Origin of the sequence: Rhizobium phaseoli (assembly GCF_001664385.1) — a bacterium.
In the GTDB taxonomy this organism is placed as follows: Bacteria; Pseudomonadota; Alphaproteobacteria; order Rhizobiales; family Rhizobiaceae; genus Rhizobium; species Rhizobium phaseoli.
This window is the reverse complement of sequence record NZ_CP013535.1, coordinates 357,900-377,755: the sequence shown is the minus strand read 5'-3', so window position 1 is coordinate 377,755 and position 19,856 is coordinate 357,900. Positions and strand designations below refer to the sequence as shown.

Sequence of the window (19,856 nt, the reverse complement as noted above, 5' to 3'; positions counted from 1 at the left end):
CCATGTCAGAACGAGATGTTAGGCGGGTTCGAAAGTGCTGACTTTCACAGCGGACAAAGATCCGGCTGATTCTGGCCTGAGACGTCATCATTGATTTGGGACAAGGAAGCCGGCGCGGCCGGAGGTCATAAAGCATCCTGTTTTGAAAAGGGATGCGAAAATGTCTGATGATCTGATCGCCAAATACGGCGATGCGCGGGTTCCGCGTTATACGAGTTACCCGACGGCGGCGGCTTTTTCTGCAGCCGTGGGGCCGGATGAATATGCCGGCAATCTCGCCCATATCGCCGCGGCTGGCCCGGTTTCGGTTTATCTCCACGTCCCGTTCTGCCGTTCGATATGCTGGTACTGCGGCTGCCACACGACCATCACCCGGCAAGACGCTCCGGTCGCCGACTATCTCGACGTGATGAAGGAAGAGATCGAGCTCGTCTCTTTTGCGGCCGGAAACGACGTGCCCGTCAAGTACGTGCATTTCGGCGGCGGCACGCCGTCGGTCATGAAGCCGCAGGAATTTTCGGCTCTAATGGCAAAGCTCAGGAGTGCCTTCACGTTTGAAGCGAAAGCCGGCGTCGCAGTCGAGATCGACCCTCGCACATTGGTCGCCCCCATGATCGATGCGCTCGCCGAAAACGGCGTCGACCGCGCAAGCCTCGGCGTCCAGAGCTTCGATCCGATCGTGCAGGCCGGTATCAAGCGGCTGCAATCCTTTGAGCAGACGGAAAGGGCGGTCGCCGGGTTGCGCTCAGCAGGCGTCAGCAGCATCAACTTCGACCTAATTTATGGCCTTCCGAAACAGACTGTCCAATCTTGCATCGAGACGGTCCGGCTGGCTGCAGAACTGCGTCCCGAACGTTTCGCCGTTTTCGGTTACGCTCACATACCCGCTTTTAAGAAAAATCAGCGCCTGATCGACGAAGCATCGCTGCCGGACGCAAAACAGCGGAACGAGCAGGCGGAAGTGATCGCCGAGGAGCTCCAGAAGGCCGGATATCTGCGCATTGGGCTCGATCATTTTGCACTGCCGAACGATCAGTTGGCGCTCGCCGCGCGCAACAGAACGCTGAGGAGAAACTTCCAGGGCTATACCACGGATGATTGCGATAGCCTGATCGGCCTCGGCGCATCTGCGATCGGGCGGCTGCCGGCCGGCTATATGCAGAACCACGTGCCTCTCGGCCTCTATGCCGAGCGAATTGCCTTCGGGGTGCTGCCGACCGCCAAGGGATATCTTCTCAGCGAGGAGGACAAGCTTCGGGCGAGGGTCATCGAGAGGCTGATGTGCGATTTCGAAGCCGATCTCGGCCAGTTGAGCAGCGGATCGGGTTTCGACACCGGCTTCCTTGTCGAGCGCAACGACCGTCTCGGCGAGCTCATGGCCGACGGCGTCGTGACGATCAGCGGTGAGCGGATTGTCGTATGCGAGGAGGCGCGCTTCATGGTCCGTGCAGTCGCGGCGGCATTCGACGCCTATTTTAGCTCGCACGGGCACACGCACAGCAAGGCAGCCTAGTACTTGTCGCCGGAAGTGTGCATCGGTTCCGGCGACACGAAACGCATCAAAGGCCGCGCGAGAAGACATCGAGTTCCCGTTTCTCGATCGAGGACCCTGCAGTTATCTTCCCAGGAGTCCCGTCGACAACGGCACGTCGAGGAGGATCGACGTCGCAAGTTCGTGTGAAGCAGGGCGGGCGCACTCACAAATACGGTCATCGGGCCGCCCTGTCACAAGTAGATGGGCGCCCGTATCACCGCCTGGACGTCGAGGTCGTTATCGTCGAGCTTTTCGGCTCATTCAAATACAGCTCGATCTCGGCAGGCCCCGGCCCAGGGTATCGTTGGCGACTGACGTCGAACCTTTAAGGTGGCGTGGGCAAGCGCCGGTCCGCAGAGTTGTGCCCATCGCGATTATGGCGGCCGCGCAGGCGCCTGAAGGAGCCTTTTCGCGAGGTGAGCTACCGAGCGCCACATGATCGACGGCTCTCGCCCTCTCACGAACGCGGTTGTTCGAGCACGTCGAAGGACGAGGCAGGGGTCTCCTAGTTGTAGGACTTGCCTGCCGCGGGGATTTCGATCAAACGTTCGACGGCGCCTTCCGTGCAATTCTTGGGTAACCAGAACGAGACCCCGGGTTTTGGCTGGCATCTCCTTCGCAACTGCCGCGCAAAAAAACGACCTCGTTATATTCGTCGTCAGCGAGATTGCCGCCGGGCTAGTGATCTTGCCCACGCGTTCCTTCACAGGTCTGCCGTGCAGATCATAGCTCTTTTCACAGGCCACATTCACTTTCTCGACGGTCCCACCAGGTTTCGGCATCGGCTTTGCCGACAACCGTGTCCGACCACTGCCTTGGACGTCTTGCCTGACAGCGCCTGGCTCTGCTCGATGCTCACTGAGCATCAGCTGCTCCTGGCGAGGCAAACAGCTGCCACGAAAGCCATCGTCATGGGCTGCGCGGTCATCCGCACCTGCTGTGTCTCACTGGGTGATGTTTGTGAGGTCGGCATCGAGCCGCTTGCGCACCATGTTCGGCACCTTTGCAGTCTTGATCGCTTCGAGATTGGGCGGACTGTCACCCACCTGGATCAGGGCAACCATGCCCATGCCGGAATGTGGGGTGCATTTCAGGACATAGACGCCTGGAACATCGAATTTCGCGCGATATAGCTCATTCGGCTTTGACTTGAAGTCGGCAACGCCATCCGGAATGAGGCCTTTGAAGGTTTCGACGTTGTGGCCCTTGTCGGTGGGGATGAAGGTGACGGTGTCGCCGGGGGCGATCTTCAGGAAGCCAGGCTCGAACACCATCGCGCCTTCCGTGCCTTTGTTGAGCATCCGAACCTGGTGGTCGGCCGCCATCAACGGCGCTGCCGAAACAATCAAGGCTGCCGCTGCAGCGATCAGACCGAATTTTAACCGCATTTGCAAGCTCCTTTTCTGCGAGACCCAATCAGCCTCATGAATGTGTCTTAGCAGATGCCGGAATTGGGCTCTTTGACGCCCGTCAAATTCGGGGAAAAAAGGCAGAAGGTCCCAATTTTTGCCTGCTTGCCCAGCGCCCTTGCGAGGGACATGGCAGCCTGCAAGCGATGTAGGAATCACCGAAGGACAAGCACGCTCGGCGAACGTCGGCGCTGCTGAACAGCTTAGGATTGCCGTGACTGAGCTCATATCGCGTCGAGAAGTTCGCGGAGGGCATGAATGTCGATCCCGCGGCTTGTCGCGTGTGTTGAGGTTTACCCTCTGACAGAAATCCTCGGAAAAATCATCAGTGTCGCCCGATAACCGTACCAGCGGGCAAGATTGACGTTCCGCAGGTCGTGCCTGCCCTCGGGAATAACGATGTTGCGCGACGCAAGTTTCGTAACGGTGTGGGCCAGGGTCTCGCTGGTCAGGCCGAGATGATCCGCAATGTCTTGACGATTCATGGAAACGCGCAACGGACCTTGGCGGACGCGGGTTGCGCCGGAATGCAAGCTTCACGATGAAGCTGCAGGGGCGCTCCTCGGCGTTCTTCTTCGGCAACAGCACCATCTGTTCATGCGAAGCGGCCGCCTCCTGCCAGAGCAACGAGAGCTAGGTCGAGCGAGCGCATTAGACCGAGCGACTTCCCCGTGGAAACTCATGTGCGATATCCGGCGGATCTTGCATTTCGTGACGGCCTCAGCCGTAAATAGGAAATCGTTTTGCAGCGACGCGCCGTTGAGATCGCCGGCGAATTGAAGAGCGATTATCACCCGACGATCTTTCGCCGATGATACGAAGCAGGCGCACGACACCTTCTTCCACCTGGACAAGATGGTTGCTTATCACCCTCCCACCAAATCGCCTTACCGGCTGCTACGGCCTGGCCGCCGAGCCTACGAACAGCGAAGAGAGGGATTGGCCGGCATGTATGGCTTCGCGCCCCTTCGCGCCATTGTCGAACGCGTGGTTGTTCTGCACAGCATCTTCATCGCCCCTTGTGGCAGTGGGTGCGGTAGAAAGCAGCTGCGTCACACGGGAGTAAGCGGGCGGTGCCAAAGGGGGAAGTTTGCAACAGAGTGTAACAACGTCGGTTCGTCCACCGCTTCCAGTCCGCTTGTTGATGTAGATCAAGGAGCCGTTCCCGTCTTCGTGACAGTCCTGCCTCGAAATCCGAGAAAGCCGGCCGCGAGGCGGTCGTCTGCGCACTGGAGACGACATCATGAATTACACGACAGAAACGATGGTGATCGCGGTCGCAGCGTTTCTGGCGCTGCTCGCGGCCGCATTCGCGCACGATCATCTGTTTGCAGTCCATATGGGTATACTTTGCCTCTGCCTGGTTGCGGGAACGCTGCTGCTTGTCAGAAACGCAGAGTTTTCGCCGACGGGCCAACAGCGCAAAACAGAGCTTACGGGCTATTGCGACGAGGTAATCCGCTACGGCCTGATCGCTACGGTGTTCTGGGGCGTCGTCGGCTTCCTCGTCGGCGTGATCATCGCGCTGCAGCTCGCCTTTCCCGACCTCAACATCGCGCCCTATTGGAATTTCGGAAGATTGCGGCCGGTTCACACATCGGCGGTGATCTTCGCCTTCGGCGGCAACGCGCTGATCATGACATCCTTCTATGTGGTGCAACGCACCTGTCGCGCGCGTCTCTTCGGAGGAACACTCGCCTGGTTCGTCTTCTGGGGCTACCAGCTGTTCATCGTGATGGCTGCGACCGGCTACGTGATCGGCATCAATCAGTCGCGCGAATATGCCGAGCCCGAATGGTACGTCGACCTGTGGCTTACCATCGTCTGGGTCGCCTATCTGGCCGTCTATCTCGGAACGATCCTGAAGCGCAAAGAGCCGCATATCTACGTGGCAAACTGGTTCTATCTCAGCTTCATAGTCACCATTGCGATGCTGCATGTGGTCAACAACCTCGCTGTTCCGGCGTCGTTCCTCGGCTCCAAGAGCTATTCTCTCTTCTCCGGCGTCCAGGATGCACTCACCCAATGGTGGTACGGCCACAACGCCGTCGGCTTCTTCCTCACCGCCGGCTTCCTGGGGATGATGTACTATTTTGTGCCGAAGCAGGCCAACCGGCCGGTTTATTCCTACCGGCTGTCGATCATCCACTTCTGGGCCCTGATCTTCATGTATATCTGGGCCGGCCCGCATCATCTGCATTACACGGCGCTGCCTGACTGGGCGCAGACGCTCGGAATGGTCTTCTCCGTCATGCTCTGGATGCCCTCCTGGGGCGGCATGATCAACGGTTTGATGACCCTTTCGGGCGCCTGGGACAAAATTCGCACCGACCCGATCATCCGGATGATGATCGTCGCCATCGCATTTTATGGGATGTCGACCTTCGAAGGCCCGATGATGTCGATAAAGGCGGTCAATTCGCTCAGCCACTATACCGAATGGACGATCGGTCACGTGCATTCCGGAGCACTTGGCTGGGTGGGTATGATCACCTTCGGGGCGATATACTACCTGACGCCGAAACTGTGGGGGCGCGAGCGCCTCTACAGCCTGCGGATGGTCAACTGGCACTTCTGGCTCGCGACGCTCGGGATCGTGATCTACGCCGCGGTGCTCTGGGTCGCGGGCATCCAGCAGGGGCTGATGTGGCGAGAATACAATTCCCAGGGCTTCCTCGTCTATTCCTTCGCTGAAACGGTCGCGGCGATGATCCCCTATTACGTGCTGCGTGCCGTCGGCGGAGCACTCTACCTAGCGGGTGGCCTCGTCATGGCCTGGAACGTGTTCATGACGATCCGCGGCCACCTGCGCGACGAAGCGCCAATCCCGACCAGTTTGGTGCCCCAGGCACAGCCTGCCGAGTGAGGTGAGACATGGCATCGTTACTTGATAAACATAAGACCCTCGAGAAGAACGCGACGCTTCTTCTGGTCGGCTCGCTGCTGGTCGTCAGCATTGGCGGCATCGTTGAAATCGCACCGCTGTTCTACCTGCAGAACACGATCGAAAAAGTGGAAGGCATGCGGCCCTACACGCCGCTAGAGCTCGCCGGACGGAACATCTACATCCGTGAAGGCTGCTATCTCTGCCACAGCCAGATGATCCGGCCGTTCCGTGATGAGGTCGAACGTTACGGCCATTATTCGCTCGCCGCGGAATCGATGTACGACCACCCGTTCCAATGGGGATCCAAGCGGACAGGGCCCGATCTGGCCCGCGTCGGGGGGCGTTACTCGAACGAATGGCACGTCCAGCATCTCGCAAATCCGCGGGCCGTGGTGCCGGAATCAATCATGCCGAGCTACGCCTTCCTCGAAGAGAAGGAGGTGACGGTCAGGAGTATCGGAGAGGACCTCAAGGCCAATGAGGACGTGGGCGTGCCTTACAGCGACGACATGCTGGCGAATGCCGAGGCCGACATGAGAGCCCAGGCCGATCCGAACGCGGACACGGCGGCTCTACTCAAGCGCTACCCAAATGCGAATGTCGGCGATCTCGACGGCGATCCAACCCGGCTGACCGAGATGGACGCGCTGGTGTCCTACCTGCAGATGCTCGGAACGCTGGTTAATTTCTCGACCTATGACGACGCGACCGGCTACCGGTGAGGTGATCCATGGAAACTTACACTGCAATGAGACACTTCTCCGACAGCTGGGGCCTCCTGGCAATGGCCGCATTCTTCGTCGGCGCGGTCATGCTCACCCTTCGCCCAGGTAGCAAGCAGACGGCCAAAGATGCCGCCGATATTCCCTTGAAGGACGATTGAGATGTCGCAAAAGCATATCGATGAACTGAGCGGCGTCGAAACGACGGGTCATGAATGGGACGGCATCCAAGAGCTCAACAATCCCATGCCGCGCTGGTGGATCTGGACCTTCTACGTGACGATCCTCTGGGCGATCGGCTACGCCATCGCTTACCCGGCCATCCCGATGATCACTTCCGCCACTAACGGCTATCTCGGTTATTCAACGCGCGCCGAGCTGCAGCAGGACCTCAATCTCGCTAAGTCATCGCAGACGGAGTTCCATGACCTGATCGCTGCCAAGACAGTGGAGGAGATCGACGCGGATCCGGCTTTGCGTAAATTCGCGATCGCTGGCGGCGCATCCGCTTTCAAGGTGAACTGCGCGCCCTGCCATGGATCGGGAGCGAGCGGCGGTCCGGGGTTTCCGAATCTCAACGACGACGACTGGCTGTGGGGCGGGGATCTGAATGCCATCCAGGCCACGATCTCTCATGGCATCCGCTTCGACGGCGATACGGATAGCCATTCCTCCGAAATGCCGCCCTTTGCCGGTGTTCTGGAGCCCATCCAGATGAAGCAGGTCGCCGCCTTTGTCTGGGGGCTGACCAATACGCCCTCGGATGTCGGTCTGGCGGCGGCCGGAAAACAGGTTTTCTTCGACAATTGCGCCCCATGTCACGGCGAGGACGCCAAAGGAAAGGTGGAAATGGGTGCGCCGGATCTCGCCGACGCAATCTGGCTGAAGTCGCGGGGTGAAGACGCCATCCTTCGTCAGGTTGCCTCTCCCAAACATGGCGTAATGCCTGCCTGGGCAGCGCGCCTGGGGGACACAACGGTAAACGAGCTTACTATTTTCGTTCATGCGCTCGGCGGCGGCACGTAAGGAGAAGAGACATGACAGCCCACGACCGCAATCCGATCCTCCCTCTCTACGGCGCGCCGCGTGCTGTTATCCGATCGCGTGTCTCAGCCCGCGCCCAACAGATGCCTGCGTCTTCGGAGCAGGACGACCCTGCAAAAATCGGCAATTCGATGGTGAGTTTGATCTGCCTCAAAGACCACAAGCAGACGAGCCGATAGTTTCAGCTCCTGTGGAGGACGTCCCAGCGGTTTCTCCGCCGCTGTCCTCCGGCCACGCCCTTACTCTGGGGCGTGGCCTTTTCGCTTCTGCACGGTCGTTCTTGATCTGCATCAAGGAACGGATCCGCCACGGCTGGGAAAAGAGTGGTGAAAATCGGACAGGTCCTATGAATCTCTATACCCGCCCTAATCTAAATGACATTGACCACGTTCGCGTCGAACCCGTCAACGCCCGGCGCAACCGCCAGCCTCTCTATGCGCCGCGCAAGAAGATCTTTCCGAAACGAGCCGAAGGGCCCTTTCGCCGGTTCAAATGGGTCTTGATGCTGCTCACGCTTGGCACCTATTACCTCGCGCCGTGGATTCGCTGGGACCGCGGTCCCTATGCGCCCAATCAGGCAATCCTCGTCGACCTCGCCTCGCGGCGCTTCTTCTTTTTCTTCATCGAGATCTGGCCGCAGGAATTCTACTATGTGGCGGGCCTGCTCGTCATGGCGGGCTTCGGCCTCTTTCTCCTCACCGCCGCTGTCGGCCGCGCCTGGTGTGGCTATGCCTGTCCGCAGACCGTCTGGGTCGATCTCTTTCTCGTCGTCGAACGCGCTGTCGAAGGCGACCGAAACGCTCGGATGAAGCTCGATGCCGACCCCTTCACTTTCGACAAGCTCAGGAAGCGGGTGATCAAGCACGCGATCTGGCTGCTGATCGCCATCGCCACGGGCGGAGCATGGATCTTCTATTTTGCCGACGCGCCGAGCCTGGCGGCTTCACTGTTTGACGGCAGCGCTCCTGCCGCTGCGTATGCCACGATCGCCACCCTGACCGCGACGACCTATGTGCTTGGCGGCCTCATGCGCGAACAGACATGCACCTATATGTGTCCGTGGCCGCGCATTCAGGGCGCGATGCTGGATGAGAATTCGCTTGTTGTCACCTACAACGACTGGCGGGGCGAGCAGCGGTCGCGCCATGGCAAGAAGGCTCAGGGTCTGCCGGTGGGCGATTGCGTGGACTGCAATGCCTGCGTCGCCGTCTGCCCGATGGGGATCGACATCCGCGACGGCCAGCAGATGGAATGCATCACATGCGCCCTCTGCATCGACGCCTGTGGCGGCGTCATGGACAAGCTCGGGAAGCCACACGGCCTGATCGCCTATGCGACGCTCAAGGAATATTCGAGCAACATGTCGCTTGCTACTGACGGAGGACGGACAGCCATCCAGCCCTCCAATGTCCGAAACGACGACGGAAGCTTCATGCCAGCTGTCCGGAATTTCGACTGGCGCATCATCTTCCGCCGAAGAATTGTCTTCTACGGTGTCGTCTGGGCATCGATCGGCGTCGCCATGGTCGTCCATCTCGCCTTACGCGATCGGCTCAGGCTCAACGTTATCCACGACCGGAACCCTCAATATGTTCTGGAAAGCGACGGCTCCATCCGAAACGGCTACACGCTGCATGTCCTCAACATGGTGCCGAAGCCGCGGGACGTGACCATCACCCTCGTCGGGCTGGAGGGGGGCACAATGCGCATTCCCGAGTTCGGCGGGCAGGATGCCCGCAGCTTCACCGCTCACGTCGAACCCGACGCGGCCACGACGCTCAAGGTCTTCGTCACGCGCGCCCCAGACGGGGCAGAGATCAACGAATTCCTCTTCGTCATCGAAGATATAGGTCAAGACGCAGGTCAAGCCGACCGGGCGAGCTATCGCGCGGCGTTCAACGCGCCGGGAGACGTGAAATGAAGACTTCTACTCAGGGCTTTACCGGCTTGCACGTGCTGCTTGCCACCTCGGCATTCTTCGCCGTAGTGATCGCCGTAAACGCCACCATGGCCTTCTATGCTGCGTCCAGCTGGAGTGGCATCGTCGTGGAAAACACCTATGTGGCCAGCCAGGAATTCAACACCAGGGCGGCAGCGATGAAGGCAATGGCCGCCTCCGGCGTCGAGGGCGCGCTCGTCGTTAAGGGCAGCCAAATCCGTTACGACATCCACGACCAGGCCGGCACGCCTGCGATCATCGATGATGTCACGCTGAACTTCAAACGGCCCGTCGGCGATCATGAGGATTTCCGCGTGACGCTCCGGAAGACGGGCGAAGGGCGGTTCGAAGCCGATCACCAGGTTGTCGCCGGCGACTGGATCGTCGAGGCCATATCGAGAATGAACGGGGCGGTCGTCATGCATGAGGCCAAACGCTTCGACACCGCGGAGTTCCGCCAATGACCTGCTGCTCGATGGATGCGGAAAGCGTTCTCGGCCTCAGCGCGACATCCGCCAGCGCCGAGGAGGTATGCCTTGCAAGCCACCCGCTCGGGGCTGGGTTACGCCAGGTCGACCTCAGCGTGCCCGACGTCCACTGTGGCGACTGCATATTGACCCTCGAAAAAGCGCTGTCGGCGCTTGCGTTCGTCAGGAAAGCCCGGGTCAATCTCACCGCCAGGCGTGTCACCTGCGTCTATCAGGAAGAGATCGAGGCGAAGGCGACCGATCCCTCCGAAATCCTCGCCGCGATCACCTTGGCCGGATACCGCGCCCATCTCATCACGTCGACAGCACCCGAAACCGACAGGATCCGGAACCAGCTACTGCTGGCGATTGGAGTTTCCGGCTTTGCGGCCGCCAACATCATGATGCTCTCGGTGTCGGTATGGTCGGGCGCCGATGCGGCCACGCGCGACATGTTTCACTGGATCTCGGCGATGATCGCGGCGCCGGCGCTGGTTTATGGTGGACGCTTCTTCTTCAAATCGGCCTGGAGCGGGCTCAAGCGTAGGCGCACCAACATGGATGTTCCGATCTCGCTTGCAGTGACGCTGTCCTATGCGGTCTCCCTATGGGAAACCATGCACCATGGCGAACATGCCTGGTTCGACGCGTCGGTGTCTCTGCTGTTCTTCCTGCTGATCGGCAGAACCCTCGATCATGTGATGCGGGAAAAAGCCCGCGCCGCGATCAACGGGCTTGCCAGACTGGCGCCGCGCGGGGCGCAGCTGATGATGCCGGACGGGTCGCGGCACTACATCCCGGTCGAAGAGATCGCCGTCGGGGATAACATCGCGATTGCCGCCGGCCAACGCATTCCCGTCGATGGCATGATCGTCAGCGGCGAGAGCGATGTTGACCTCTCCATCGTCACCGGTGAAAGCAGCACGGTCGCCGTCGCCGCAGGCAGCGCGCTGAATTCGGGTGCGATGAACCTGACCGGTTCGCTCGTCCTGCGGGCGACCAAAGTGGCAAGGGATTCGCTTCTTTCCGAGATCATCGGCCTGATGGAAGCGGCCGAGGGCGGCAGGGCTCGTTATCGCCGGGTCGCCGATCGCGCCGCAGCACTTTATTCTCCCGCCGTGCACCTGTTGGCGCTGGCCTCCTTTCTCGCCTGGGGCTTGCTTGGGGGCGATTGGAAACAGGCCATGCTGGTCGCGGTCGCGGTGCTGATCATCACATGCCCCTGCGCATTGGGCCTTGCTGTACCGGTGGTCCAGGTGGTCGCCGCCGGCGAACTTTTCCGCAGGGGCATCGTGGTGAAGGACGGTTCGGCGCTCGAAAGACTGGCCGACGCGGACATCGTGGCCTTCGACAAGACCGGCACCCTGACGATGGGCCGGCCCCGCCTCGTCCGAATCGACTCGATCGCGGGCAATAGAGCCATCGTTTGCGCAATGGCGGCGCATTCACGGCATCCGCTTTCCCAGGGTCTGGTGCGGGACATAGACATCTCTTACCCCTTCGCCTTCGACAGGGTCACGGAAATCGCCGGCGGGGGGCTGGAAGCCTGGCAAGGAGCGGACTTCTATCGGCTCGGCAACCGGGCCTTTGCCTGCGGAACCGGGCTCACGCCCGCGGGCGATACTCCGTTTTCGGAGGTGGTCCTGTCGAAAAACGGCGTCGATCTCGCCCGTTTCCTGTTTGACGACACGCTTCGTCCGGGCGCCGCGGAGACTTTCCGCCAGCTCGCTGCAGCCGGTATCGAAACGTTGATAGTATCCGGCGACAGGCAGGCCGTCGTCGACAACACAGCGCGGGCTCTCGGTATCGGCAAAGCTCTGGGCGACCTGGGGCCGAAACAGAAGGTCGAGGAACTCCAGAGGCTGGGCGCCGAGGGCTATCGCGTGCTCATGGTCGGCGACGGGATCAACGACGCACCGGCGCTGGCCGCCGCGCAGGTCTCGATGGCGCCTGCAACCGCATCCGATATCGGCAGGCAAGCCGCCGACCTTATCTTCTTCAACGATCGTCTCGATGCCGTTCCTGAGGCAATCGCCGTTGCACGAAGATCCGCCAGCCTCATTCGCCAGAACTTTGCTCTCGCCATCGGTTACAACGTGCTTGCGGTACCGATCGCAATCGCCGGCCTGGCAACGCCGCTGATAGCGGCGGTGGCCATGTCGACTTCGTCGATCATCGTCGTGACGAATGCGCTGCGATTAAATGCCTTCGGCCTACGGAGCGAGCCGCTTGCCGGCGGACGTGCGGAAGTTGAAACCGCATGAACATGCTGATCTATCTGATGCCGATCGCACTGCTGATGGGGGGAATGGGTCTCCTGGCGTTCCTCTGGTCGCTGACGAGCCGCCAGTACGAGGACCTTGAAGGAGCAGCTTGGCGAATCCTCGTCGAGGACGAAACCGATTGCAAAAGACCTTGAACCGCTCACGGCCGAAACGAAAGGAAGATCGATGCTATCGAGACATCCCATACTTTTGCGATCTGACCTGTTTCACGGCCTGGACAAAGCAAGGATAGAAGAACTGGCCGACGCGGCTCAGTTCCAGATCTTCGCACCGGACGAGCGGATCATCGCCGAGGGCCAGCAGGCGTCGTTCGTCTATTGCGTGATGCGCGGCTTCGTGCGACTTTCGAAGTCGGAATCCGCGGGGCGCCAGGCAGATATCTGCATCTGCGAACCGGGTGAGACGTTCGGTGAATATCTCCTGTCGGCAGGCGGCTCCTACACCTACAGCGCATGGTCCGCCGACGGCGCAGAGGTCGCGTTGTTCGACCTTGTGGAGTTGCGGGCGCTTGCCGACCGGGACCCCGTCATGCGTCGCAACGTCATGCGCATCATGGCCCGGCATCTGCTCGGTGCCATGGATTGCATAGCGGGAGACCGGCTGCACACGGCTGCACAGCGTGTTGCGAATTACCTCGTCAGCCGCTGCCCGGCCTCAGCATCGCAGGCCACCTTTCGCCTGCCTTACCGGAAAAGAATTCTGGCCGGCAAACTCGGGGTTGCGCCCGAAGCCCTTTCGCGGGCTTTCGCTGCCCTCGGTCCTGCAGGGGTCGAAGTCAGAGGCAGGGTCGTCGTGGTTGACAGCGTCGATCTGCTGCGGAAGGCGTGCTGACCTCGGGGCAGGGCGATAACCGCGCCGGAATTCGACAACCGTCAATATGGCGATCGCTTGCTCCGTTATGGCCAGGCGCAAAAAAGCACCAGGACGGATTGTTTTTGTGATCTCGACTGTCTTCATCGCTTGCTTCAGGCCTTGTCCGCATCAACGGTGGCGCTGACGACACATGCGGATACCGTCGGACTGGCGGGCTTAATAGGGAAGTGCAGACGAACGGGCGCAACGAGCACCAACATGCGACGGAGAGCGTCCGGCGCTATTCTTCGAGGGGCCGTCGCGAGATAACCCATGCTGATGGTGCTTGCGAAGAGGTAGATGAACAGGCCCTTCGCGAGATAATTCTCAAGCGTGCCTGCCGCGGCAAATCCATTTTGCCAAACGAAGAAGCCCACGGCGGATCCAATTGCGAACCCCGTCGCCAAACGCGTGAGTATGAACCTGATCATGCGAGGCATGGCACCACCTCAGACTTAATCATTACAAATGGCCGGGCAACGGAAATGCTGGCTGGCCAATTGAGTTTTGTCAACGACTGGCGCAAGCCGTCATGCAAGCAGCGGCGGGAGCCGGAGACTACAACAGTGCATCTTCTGTCTTTCGCAGCCGGCGTTATCACGCCTGCGAATGCGTCGAGGCTGAGTGAGTTGCGAGTTGCAAGGACGATGGGCGCTAAGGACCTAGCGCGGCGGCGGCTTCTGTGGTCGCGCGGTTTGCCAGACGTGTCGGGATGCGGGAATAAAGAACGGCACCGGCCACGCCCACGACCGCATAGAGCACGAAATCAGCTTGATGGCGATCTGTCGACCAAGCCCGACGAACGCCCTCGCATCAGGCAGGGCGTCGGCTAAGGCGCCGACGAGGCTGTGGCGCGCGAACGTCCTCATCCCATCGGAATCGCCGACGTGCGAGCTTGCTATGCCAATGGTGCGGGTCGAGCGCACGGTGCCGTTTCCATTCACCGAAGGCGCCCAATAGCTACCCTTCACAACAATGATCCGGCAAGCCTTTGGACGCGCGAGACGCTAGGAGAAGATGCGCCCCGGCCTTGTCTCGTCGGGTGCTGCGCCCACATCGCGATCCAGTGAACACCTCTCCTCAATCCTGCGAGGGCGCCGAGAATTTGTTCAGCGGAGTGCCGGTTCATCAAGCCGGCTCATGCTCGGACGATTCATCAGTCAAGATCAAGCGAGTCGGATTTTTCAAGTCGAACTCAATAACACGTGGCACGAAGAGACGGGCATAGCGCGTAAAGGCGCTGGTCGGCGGAAAGCGAATTACCGTATCGCATCGGGCGAGAAGGTACATCTCTGTAAGAGCAGAGATACCACCGTCCACTCCCAGCGATGCACTGTGTAATGGCCCGGCCTGGGCCGCCTGGAAGCATTTCGGGATAGTGATTAGATCGGGGAACACACCGAGTAAATGGTCCCGTACCTGCGCGCTGTCCGTACACAAGAAAACCATCACAGGGCGTCGATGCGGTAGCGCTTTGGCCTTCTCGATGGCAGTGCACACCTGGCGTAAGGCCAACTCCGGATCGGCCCAGTAGGGCGTATGGTCCATTATATCTTCGCCATTGCCATGCCGTACGTGCACACCGATGATACTGCGCCCCTTGAAGTGCTCCTGATAGATGGCGTGAATACGAGCCTGAATTTCAGGTCTAAGGTTGAGGCTCTGAAATATCTGGCGTTCGGCAGCTTGGTCGCACCGCCACATTAAACAGGCATCACAGACTACCGTGTTGGCATCAGTATCGTCCTGGGCTTGAAGAAGCTCGGTCAGTTCGTCACGTTCCCGGAAAATTTGCTCATCGGGGCGGTAAACGCTCTCGATTGAGGGCTTGTTCCACCATGATGGGAAGAACGGTCCCGGAAATGAGAACTGGTTGATCTGGTCATCGCAAATAACCCGTACGCCAGCAATATCTTGAATCGGCTCGAAGAACACCGTAAAAGCGTTCGTGAAGGGTTGATTGAGATAGCAGGAGCCACGCCAATCGATGGCCAGCGTCCGCCCCGTTCGCTGTGCATAGCGCCAAGCTGCCGCCAGCGACCAGAGACAATCACCGAAACCAGTCCGCCGTCGAGAAACAACATACCGATCCCTCTTCAGGTCGCCAGCGAGCATGTTCGTTGCCTTGTTCTGGAAAAGCGCATCGGCTTAAATCCTGCTGAAATTTTGCATATCAATTCCCGGACCTGCATCAACGCTCGTGATTCCCGCCAATTTTATGCATGACCCTTCGTCGCACAGATTTACCATTTTACGCCAGACTGGAAGTTGCGGCGCCATACGCCTTTTCAGTCCGGGCATTGAAGCCGCCGCATAGCCCTCCGTCATCGTTCAGTCGTTTATCTCGCACCCGATCCAACCCATCGGCATCGCACTTGGCTCGGAGCGAGAGGCCGGAGCTTACGTTGCGGTACGGCTCATGTTGGCGCGCTTCGCCGATTCATCGAGGGTGGCGCCGATCTAGCCAATTCCCGTCCTTTCCCGCTACCTGATCTCTATTTCATGCGTCTTCTGGAGCATCCTGGGGAATCCGTAAAATCGATTGTTTGGATAATCTCCATCCGCTTGATGGATAAGTGTGGCCACCATTGCGTCACGGCTGCCACCGTGGCGGCGATGCTGGCGAGTCTCACAACTGCGGCTCGCTGGACAAGCAGTCGATGATCGTGCCGCGGCCCAGGTTGTTGATTCAGACGAGCTCGGTTACCCCCACTTGGAGGCCCATCGCGCCCGTTTGTTTTCCAAATGTGTTCCGCGCTACGACAACAGCTCGATCCATAGTCGCGTGGTCGTCACAGCATTATTGGACCGCCTGCTTTCACCTCTCGACGGTGGTCACCATCCGGGCGACAGTTATCGGCTTAGCCAAAAGCGACGCTCCGACCGTCTGCGGAAGATTGGGGCCAGTGCTCGGATCTAACGAAACGCAAACCGATGGGGTCCGTTCTTCAATTCGGCAAGTGGGACTAGTTCCTCGAGTCGTTTGACAGCCATAGCCGATCAATTCTATCCGGCGCTTTCAGGCTTCCGGAAGGTTTCAATCTGCTCCGGAGCTTTACCCAGAGTAGGTTAGAAAGCCGCCAATGCCGAGCCATGATAAGTTCGTCAAGGGAGCGACGACGGAAATCCGGCGTCAGCCACGACAACAGGCTCGGTCCGTTAGCAGGAACTGTGGCTCGAATTTTATCTATGGCGTGGATGGGTATCATCCAAACAATCGATTTTACGAATTGAATGGCATGATCCATTAGACGAGCATCTTGACGGAAATCAAGTCGTCGATGGCGCGCCAGTGGTGTAGAGGGGTCAAATGTGTGGCTTTGGAATGTAATGCTAGCATAAGCGTTCGATCAGCCCATTGCATCATCTTGCAATCGTCGATAGGTCGGGGTTCGCGACCAATCGTCACTTTGATCGCAAGATCGATCGTTTTGGCAAATCGGCAAAGATTATGAGGCCTTTGCATGCGATTTACGTGCGTTGGGAACCGTTGCGGAAAAGGAATCGCAACTCCGACCATGTCGAGGGAATTTACATTCGCACTCGGTACAGTCCGCAACGAGCCGCGTATTGACAGATTCAAACGAGGCGGTCTGGTGACCGCTATTTTGGGAAACGGCGTACGCTACACGCTGCCACACGCGCGTTTCGACCTGCGTCCACGCGCGGCGTCATCATCCTACCTTTGGGCGGCCGGTCTCCGAATGGCCACCAGGATAATTTACCGGAAAGGACGAGAGCAATGACGCACCTCGATTGCTCGTGCGAAGTGCACGGTGAGCGCGATGACGGCACTGGTCGTCACAGCGTTTATTTGACGTTCGACGACGGTCCGCATCCATTTTGTACACCGGAGATTCTCGATATTCTGGCTGAACACCGGGTGCCGGCAACATTCTTCGTCATCGGCGAGTTCCTGGCCGATCAATCGAAATTGATCCAGCGAATGATTGCAGAGGGGCATGAAGTCGCCAACCACACAATGACGCATCCAGACCTGTCTGACTGCGAACCCGACGAGGTGCAACGTCAGATACTCGAGACAAACAGAGCCATAAAAATGGCGTCGCCTCAGGCGGTGGTGCGGCACATCCGAGCTCCTTACGGCATCTGGACCGAAGAAGTGCTCAAGGCTTCGGCGAATGCGGAACTCACTGCCGTGCACTGGTCGGTAGATCCGCGAGACTGGTCTCTTCCCGGGGCCGACGCCATTGTTAATGATGTGCTGCAGTCTGTCCGGCCGGGGTCAATCGTGCTCTTGCACGACGGTTGTCCCTCCAGTGAAATGCAGCAAGGAGCTGACCACAGTCTGCGCCACCAGACTATCATGGCGTTATCTAGCATAATTCCAGCTTTGCATGATCGCGGCTTTGTATTTCGCTCGCTTCCTCGGGAGTTCTGAAGATCCGATGGATATGCTTGACACAACCAGCACTGTCGCCGTCTCGCTTTATGCACTTCTCTCGACTGCATATAAAAGCATGCAGGCCGTTTATTCTCTGCCGACCGATGTTTCATTGGCGTCCCACGGCTTGGGCGGCTTTGACGAGCTGCCCAGCGTAGATGTCATCGTGCCAAGCTTCAACGAGGATCCCCGCACGCTTTCGGAGTGCCTGGCTTCTATTGCGGGTCAGGAATACGGGGGAAGGCTGCAGGTTTACCTAGTTGATGACGGTTCCGAAAATCGCGAGGCTTTGCGACTTGTGCACGAGGCCTTCGCGCGAGACCCCAGATTCAATATTCTCCTGCTTCCCCAGAATGTCGGCAAACGGAAGGCACAGATCGCTGCGATACGCCGCTCTGCTGGAGATATGGTGTTAAACGTCGACTCCGACACGATCCTCGCATCTGATGTCATCAGGAAGCTCGTGCCTAAAATGCAAGATGCGGCTGTCGGCGCGGCCATGGGACAGTTGACGGCCCGCAACCGAAACGACAGTTGGCTGACCCGTTTGATCGACATGGAGTACTGGCTGGCTTGCAACGAGGAGCGTGCGGCACAAGCTCGCTTCGGTGCCGTTATGTGCTGCTGCGGTCCATGTGTTATGTACCGTCGCTCTGCGCTCGCTTCGCTGCTTGACCAGTACGAGTCACAGTATTTTCGGGGAAAGCCAAGCGATTTCGGTGAGGATCGGCATCTCACCATTCTCATGCTGAAGGCAGGCTTTCGAACAGAGTACGTGCCGAGCGCCATCGCAGCGACAGTCGTTCCGAACAAGCTAGGACCGTATCTGCGCCAACAACTACGCTGGGCGCGGAGCACGTTCCGGGACACGTTGCTTGGGCTGCGCCTGCTGCCCACCCTCAATCGCTTCCTTACGCTCGACGTCGTCGGACAGAACCTCGGACCGCTGCTTCTGGCACTATCAGTGCTGACGGGACTCGCACAGCTTGCATTGACGGGCACCGCGCCTTGGTTGGCAGCCCTGATGATTGTGGCCATGACGATGATCCGCTGCAGCGTTGTAGCGCTTCGGGCCCGCCAACTACGGTTCCTCGGATTCTCTCTGCATACATTCATCAATATTTTTCTGCTACTGCCCTTGAAAGCCTACGCGCTGTGCACGCTGAGCAATAGCGACTGGCTGTCGCGCAGCTCTGCTGGCAACTCGAATCAACATCCGACGGCTGATGCACGCACTACAGAATGTTCTGGACATGCGACAGCGCCTCGAAGGCTCAAGCCCGCCCGCCATCCTGCCAGGCGAACGACGTCTGACTGCATGTGCAGCGACGAGTAAGATCTATTTACCGAGGTGAACGAGTTGACACAGAGCGACAATTATCAATTGCTGAATCGGGAACTGGCTGCACCCGATCCATGGGGACTCGACGCCAATCCATTCGAGCGTGAGCGTCACACGCAAATGCTCCGCTTGGCGCTTGCCCAGGGATCCATCTCAAGTGCGCTCGAAGTGGGATGCGCTGCCGGCGCATTTACGGTGCAGCTAGCCCCCCACTGCAAACGGCTCACCGTGATCGATGTTGTGCCTCAGGCTATAGAAAGATCGCGTCGACGCATAAGGGGTTCTCCGCACATCAGCTGGATAGTCTCTGATGTTCAACAGTTTTCACCTGACGAGAGGTTTGATCTGATCGTTGTGGCGGAAGTGCTCTACTACATCGGAGGAATAGCCGAGATGAGAGGGGCTGTTCGGAATTTAGTGCGGATGCTTGCGCCAGATGGATATCTGGTTTTCGGATCGGCGCGCGACGCCAACTGTCGTCGCTGGGGCCACGTTGCTGGTGCTGAGACGATCCTCGGCATGCTGAACGAAACTTTGCTCGAGGTAGAGCGGCTTGAGTGTCGGGGTGAGTCGGTCAACGAAGATTGCTTGCTCGCCTGTTTCCGAAATCCGTTTTCTGCCTCCTAACGGCTCAACCCTCGACGTTCAGACATGGAGACACTATGCGCATCTGTGGTATCAAATTGACCCATGACGGAGCGGACGCGCTTGTCGAGAATGGGTGGCTCGCCTTCTGCGTCGAGCAGGAGAAGCGGGGCAGCAACCCGCGATATGAAACTGTCGACAATCTCGACGCGATTGGCGCCGCTTTGGCGCAACACGGTCCGGATCCACGCGTTCTTGATCAAATCATCATCGACGGCTGGGGTGCAATGCTGAAAGTTCTCTCGAATCCGTCGAGGGCTCCGGTCTCGTTCCAATGACAGGGCATTTCCCTGCAAGAACTATCCTCGTGATAGGTGCCGCGCGG

At 59.0% G+C, this 19,856-nt stretch carries 16 protein-coding genes and 3 pseudogenes; 15 read left to right on the top strand and 4 right to left on the bottom strand.

Going from position 1 to position 19,856, the window contains the following annotated elements; genetic code table 11:
- The first annotated feature begins 160 nt into the window (after positions 1–160).
- Positions 161–1,513, top strand: coding sequence for an oxygen-independent coproporphyrinogen III oxidase (gene hemN, locus AMC88_RS26930; RefSeq protein ID WP_064820035.1), 1,353 nt, complete (start codon positions 161–163; stop codon positions 1,511–1,513).
- Between the two features lie 965 nt (positions 1,514–2,478).
- On the opposite strand, the gene AMC88_RS26925 is transcribed toward hemN, so the two are convergent.
- Together AMC88_RS26925 and AMC88_RS33800 are read right to left on the bottom strand one after the other, a co-directional pair.
- Positions 2,479–2,922, bottom strand: coding sequence for a pseudoazurin (locus AMC88_RS26925; protein WP_004674399.1), 444 nt, complete (start codon positions 2,920–2,922; stop codon positions 2,479–2,481).
- 306 nt (positions 2,923–3,228) lie between these two features.
- A pseudogene (locus AMC88_RS33800) lies at positions 3,229–3,945 on the bottom strand (Crp/Fnr family transcriptional regulator); the annotation flags it as partial.
- Positions 3,946–4,186: 241 nt separating this feature from the next.
- Here AMC88_RS33800 and ccoN point away from each other — a divergent pair.
- The 10 genes from ccoN (at position 4,187) to AMC88_RS26870 (ending at position 13,118) form a co-directional block, all read left to right on the top strand.
- Positions 4,187–5,809, top strand: coding sequence for a cytochrome-c oxidase, cbb3-type subunit I (gene ccoN / locus AMC88_RS26915; RefSeq protein WP_004674403.1), 1,623 nt, complete (start codon positions 4,187–4,189; stop codon positions 5,807–5,809).
- An 8-nt stretch (positions 5,810–5,817) separates the two neighbouring features.
- Positions 5,818–6,552, top strand: coding sequence for a cytochrome-c oxidase, cbb3-type subunit II (ccoO, locus tag AMC88_RS26910; RefSeq protein ID WP_004674404.1), 735 nt, complete (start codon positions 5,818–5,820; stop codon positions 6,550–6,552).
- An 8-nt stretch (positions 6,553–6,560) separates the two neighbouring features.
- Entirely contained in the window at positions 6,561–6,713 is a 153-nt protein-coding gene (locus tag AMC88_RS26905; protein ID WP_004674411.1) for a cbb3-type cytochrome c oxidase subunit 3, read from the top strand.
- A 1-nt stretch (position 6,714) separates the two neighbouring features.
- A complete protein-coding gene (ccoP, locus tag AMC88_RS26900) occupies positions 6,715–7,578 on the top strand; it encodes a cytochrome-c oxidase, cbb3-type subunit III (protein WP_004674413.1) in 864 nt (287 codons plus the stop codon).
- An 11-nt stretch (positions 7,579–7,589) separates the two neighbouring features.
- A complete protein-coding gene (locus AMC88_RS34270) occupies positions 7,590–7,775 on the top strand; it encodes a hypothetical protein (RefSeq protein ID WP_004674416.1) in 186 nt (61 codons plus the stop codon).
- 167 nt (positions 7,776–7,942) lie between these two features.
- A complete protein-coding gene (gene ccoG, locus AMC88_RS26890) occupies positions 7,943–9,517 on the top strand; it encodes a cytochrome c oxidase accessory protein CcoG (RefSeq protein WP_011053473.1) in 1,575 nt (524 codons plus the stop codon).
- Positions 9,514–9,999, top strand: coding sequence for a FixH family protein (locus AMC88_RS26885; protein ID WP_011053472.1), 486 nt, complete (start codon positions 9,514–9,516; stop codon positions 9,997–9,999). The genes ccoG and AMC88_RS26885 overlap by 4 nt, the downstream gene beginning before the upstream one ends.
- Positions 9,996–12,266: a cation-translocating P-type ATPase gene (locus AMC88_RS26880; RefSeq protein WP_064830114.1), complete on the top strand. Its 2,271-nt coding sequence runs from the start codon at positions 9,996–9,998 to the stop codon at positions 12,264–12,266. Before AMC88_RS26885 ends, AMC88_RS26880 begins: the two co-directional genes overlap by 4 nt.
- The gene (gene ccoS, locus AMC88_RS26875; RefSeq protein ID WP_011053470.1) at positions 12,263–12,421 is read left to right on the top strand and encodes a cbb3-type cytochrome oxidase assembly protein CcoS; all 159 of its coding nucleotides are present in this window, start codon (positions 12,263–12,265) and stop codon (positions 12,419–12,421) included. The genes AMC88_RS26880 and ccoS overlap by 4 nt, the downstream gene beginning before the upstream one ends.
- A gap of 31 nt (positions 12,422–12,452) precedes the next feature.
- A complete protein-coding gene (locus AMC88_RS26870; protein WP_064820033.1) occupies positions 12,453–13,118 on the top strand; it encodes a Crp/Fnr family transcriptional regulator in 666 nt (221 codons plus the stop codon).
- A gap of 275 nt (positions 13,119–13,393) precedes the next feature.
- Here the strand turns inward: AMC88_RS26870 and AMC88_RS26865 are convergent.
- Together AMC88_RS26865 and AMC88_RS26860 are read right to left on the bottom strand one after the other, a co-directional pair.
- A pseudogene (locus AMC88_RS26865) lies at positions 13,394–13,579 on the bottom strand (hypothetical protein); the annotation flags it as partial.
- 688 nt (positions 13,580–14,267) lie between these two features.
- On the bottom strand, positions 14,268–15,254 hold the full coding sequence (locus AMC88_RS26860) for a nodulation protein NodZ (RefSeq protein WP_010025697.1): 987 nt from the start codon (positions 15,252–15,254) through the stop codon (positions 14,268–14,270).
- A 1,627-nt stretch (positions 15,255–16,881) separates the two neighbouring features.
- Between AMC88_RS26860 and nodB the strand changes: the two genes are divergently transcribed.
- From nodB to AMC88_RS26840, 4 genes and pseudogenes are all read left to right on the top strand, one after another.
- Entirely contained in the window at positions 16,882–17,541 is a 660-nt protein-coding gene (gene nodB, locus AMC88_RS26855) for a chitooligosaccharide deacetylase NodB (RefSeq protein ID WP_011053465.1), read from the top strand.
- Between the two features lie 7 nt (positions 17,542–17,548).
- Positions 17,549–18,880, top strand: coding sequence for a chitooligosaccharide synthase NodC (nodC, locus tag AMC88_RS26850; RefSeq protein ID WP_029875592.1), 1,332 nt, complete (start codon positions 17,549–17,551; stop codon positions 18,878–18,880).
- Between the two features lie 15 nt (positions 18,881–18,895).
- Positions 18,896–19,513, top strand: coding sequence for a nodulation methyltransferase NodS (gene nodS, locus AMC88_RS26845; RefSeq protein ID WP_011053463.1), 618 nt, complete (start codon positions 18,896–18,898; stop codon positions 19,511–19,513).
- 35 nt (positions 19,514–19,548) lie between these two features.
- A pseudogene (locus AMC88_RS26840) lies at positions 19,549–19,752 on the top strand (carbamoyltransferase N-terminal domain-containing protein); the annotation flags it as partial.
- Between the last annotated feature and the right edge of the window lie 104 nt (positions 19,753–19,856).

Coding starts and splice junctions, on each gene's coding strand:
- hemN (WP_064820035.1), top strand. CDS start 161: ATGTCTGATGATCTGATCGCCAAATACGGCGATGCGCGGGTTCCGCGT.
- AMC88_RS26925 (WP_004674399.1), bottom strand. CDS start 2,922: ATGCGGTTAAAATTCGGTCTGATCGCTGCAGCGGCAGCCTTGATTGTT.
- ccoN (WP_004674403.1), top strand. CDS start 4,187: ATGAATTACACGACAGAAACGATGGTGATCGCGGTCGCAGCGTTTCTG.
- ccoO (WP_004674404.1), top strand. CDS start 5,818: ATGGCATCGTTACTTGATAAACATAAGACCCTCGAGAAGAACGCGACG.
- AMC88_RS26905 (WP_004674411.1), top strand. CDS start 6,561: ATGGAAACTTACACTGCAATGAGACACTTCTCCGACAGCTGGGGCCTC.
- ccoP (WP_004674413.1), top strand. CDS start 6,715: ATGTCGCAAAAGCATATCGATGAACTGAGCGGCGTCGAAACGACGGGT.
- AMC88_RS34270 (WP_004674416.1), top strand. CDS start 7,590: ATGACAGCCCACGACCGCAATCCGATCCTCCCTCTCTACGGCGCGCCG.
- ccoG (WP_011053473.1), top strand. CDS start 7,943: ATGAATCTCTATACCCGCCCTAATCTAAATGACATTGACCACGTTCGC.
- AMC88_RS26885 (WP_011053472.1), top strand. CDS start 9,514: ATGAAGACTTCTACTCAGGGCTTTACCGGCTTGCACGTGCTGCTTGCC.
- AMC88_RS26880 (WP_064830114.1), top strand. CDS start 9,996: ATGACCTGCTGCTCGATGGATGCGGAAAGCGTTCTCGGCCTCAGCGCG.
- ccoS (WP_011053470.1), top strand. CDS start 12,263: ATGAACATGCTGATCTATCTGATGCCGATCGCACTGCTGATGGGGGGA.
- AMC88_RS26870 (WP_064820033.1), top strand. CDS start 12,453: ATGCTATCGAGACATCCCATACTTTTGCGATCTGACCTGTTTCACGGC.
- AMC88_RS26860 (WP_010025697.1), bottom strand. CDS start 15,254: ATGCTCGCTGGCGACCTGAAGAGGGATCGGTATGTTGTTTCTCGACGG.
- nodB (WP_011053465.1), top strand. CDS start 16,882: ATGACGCACCTCGATTGCTCGTGCGAAGTGCACGGTGAGCGCGATGAC.
- nodC (WP_029875592.1), top strand. CDS start 17,549: ATGGATATGCTTGACACAACCAGCACTGTCGCCGTCTCGCTTTATGCA.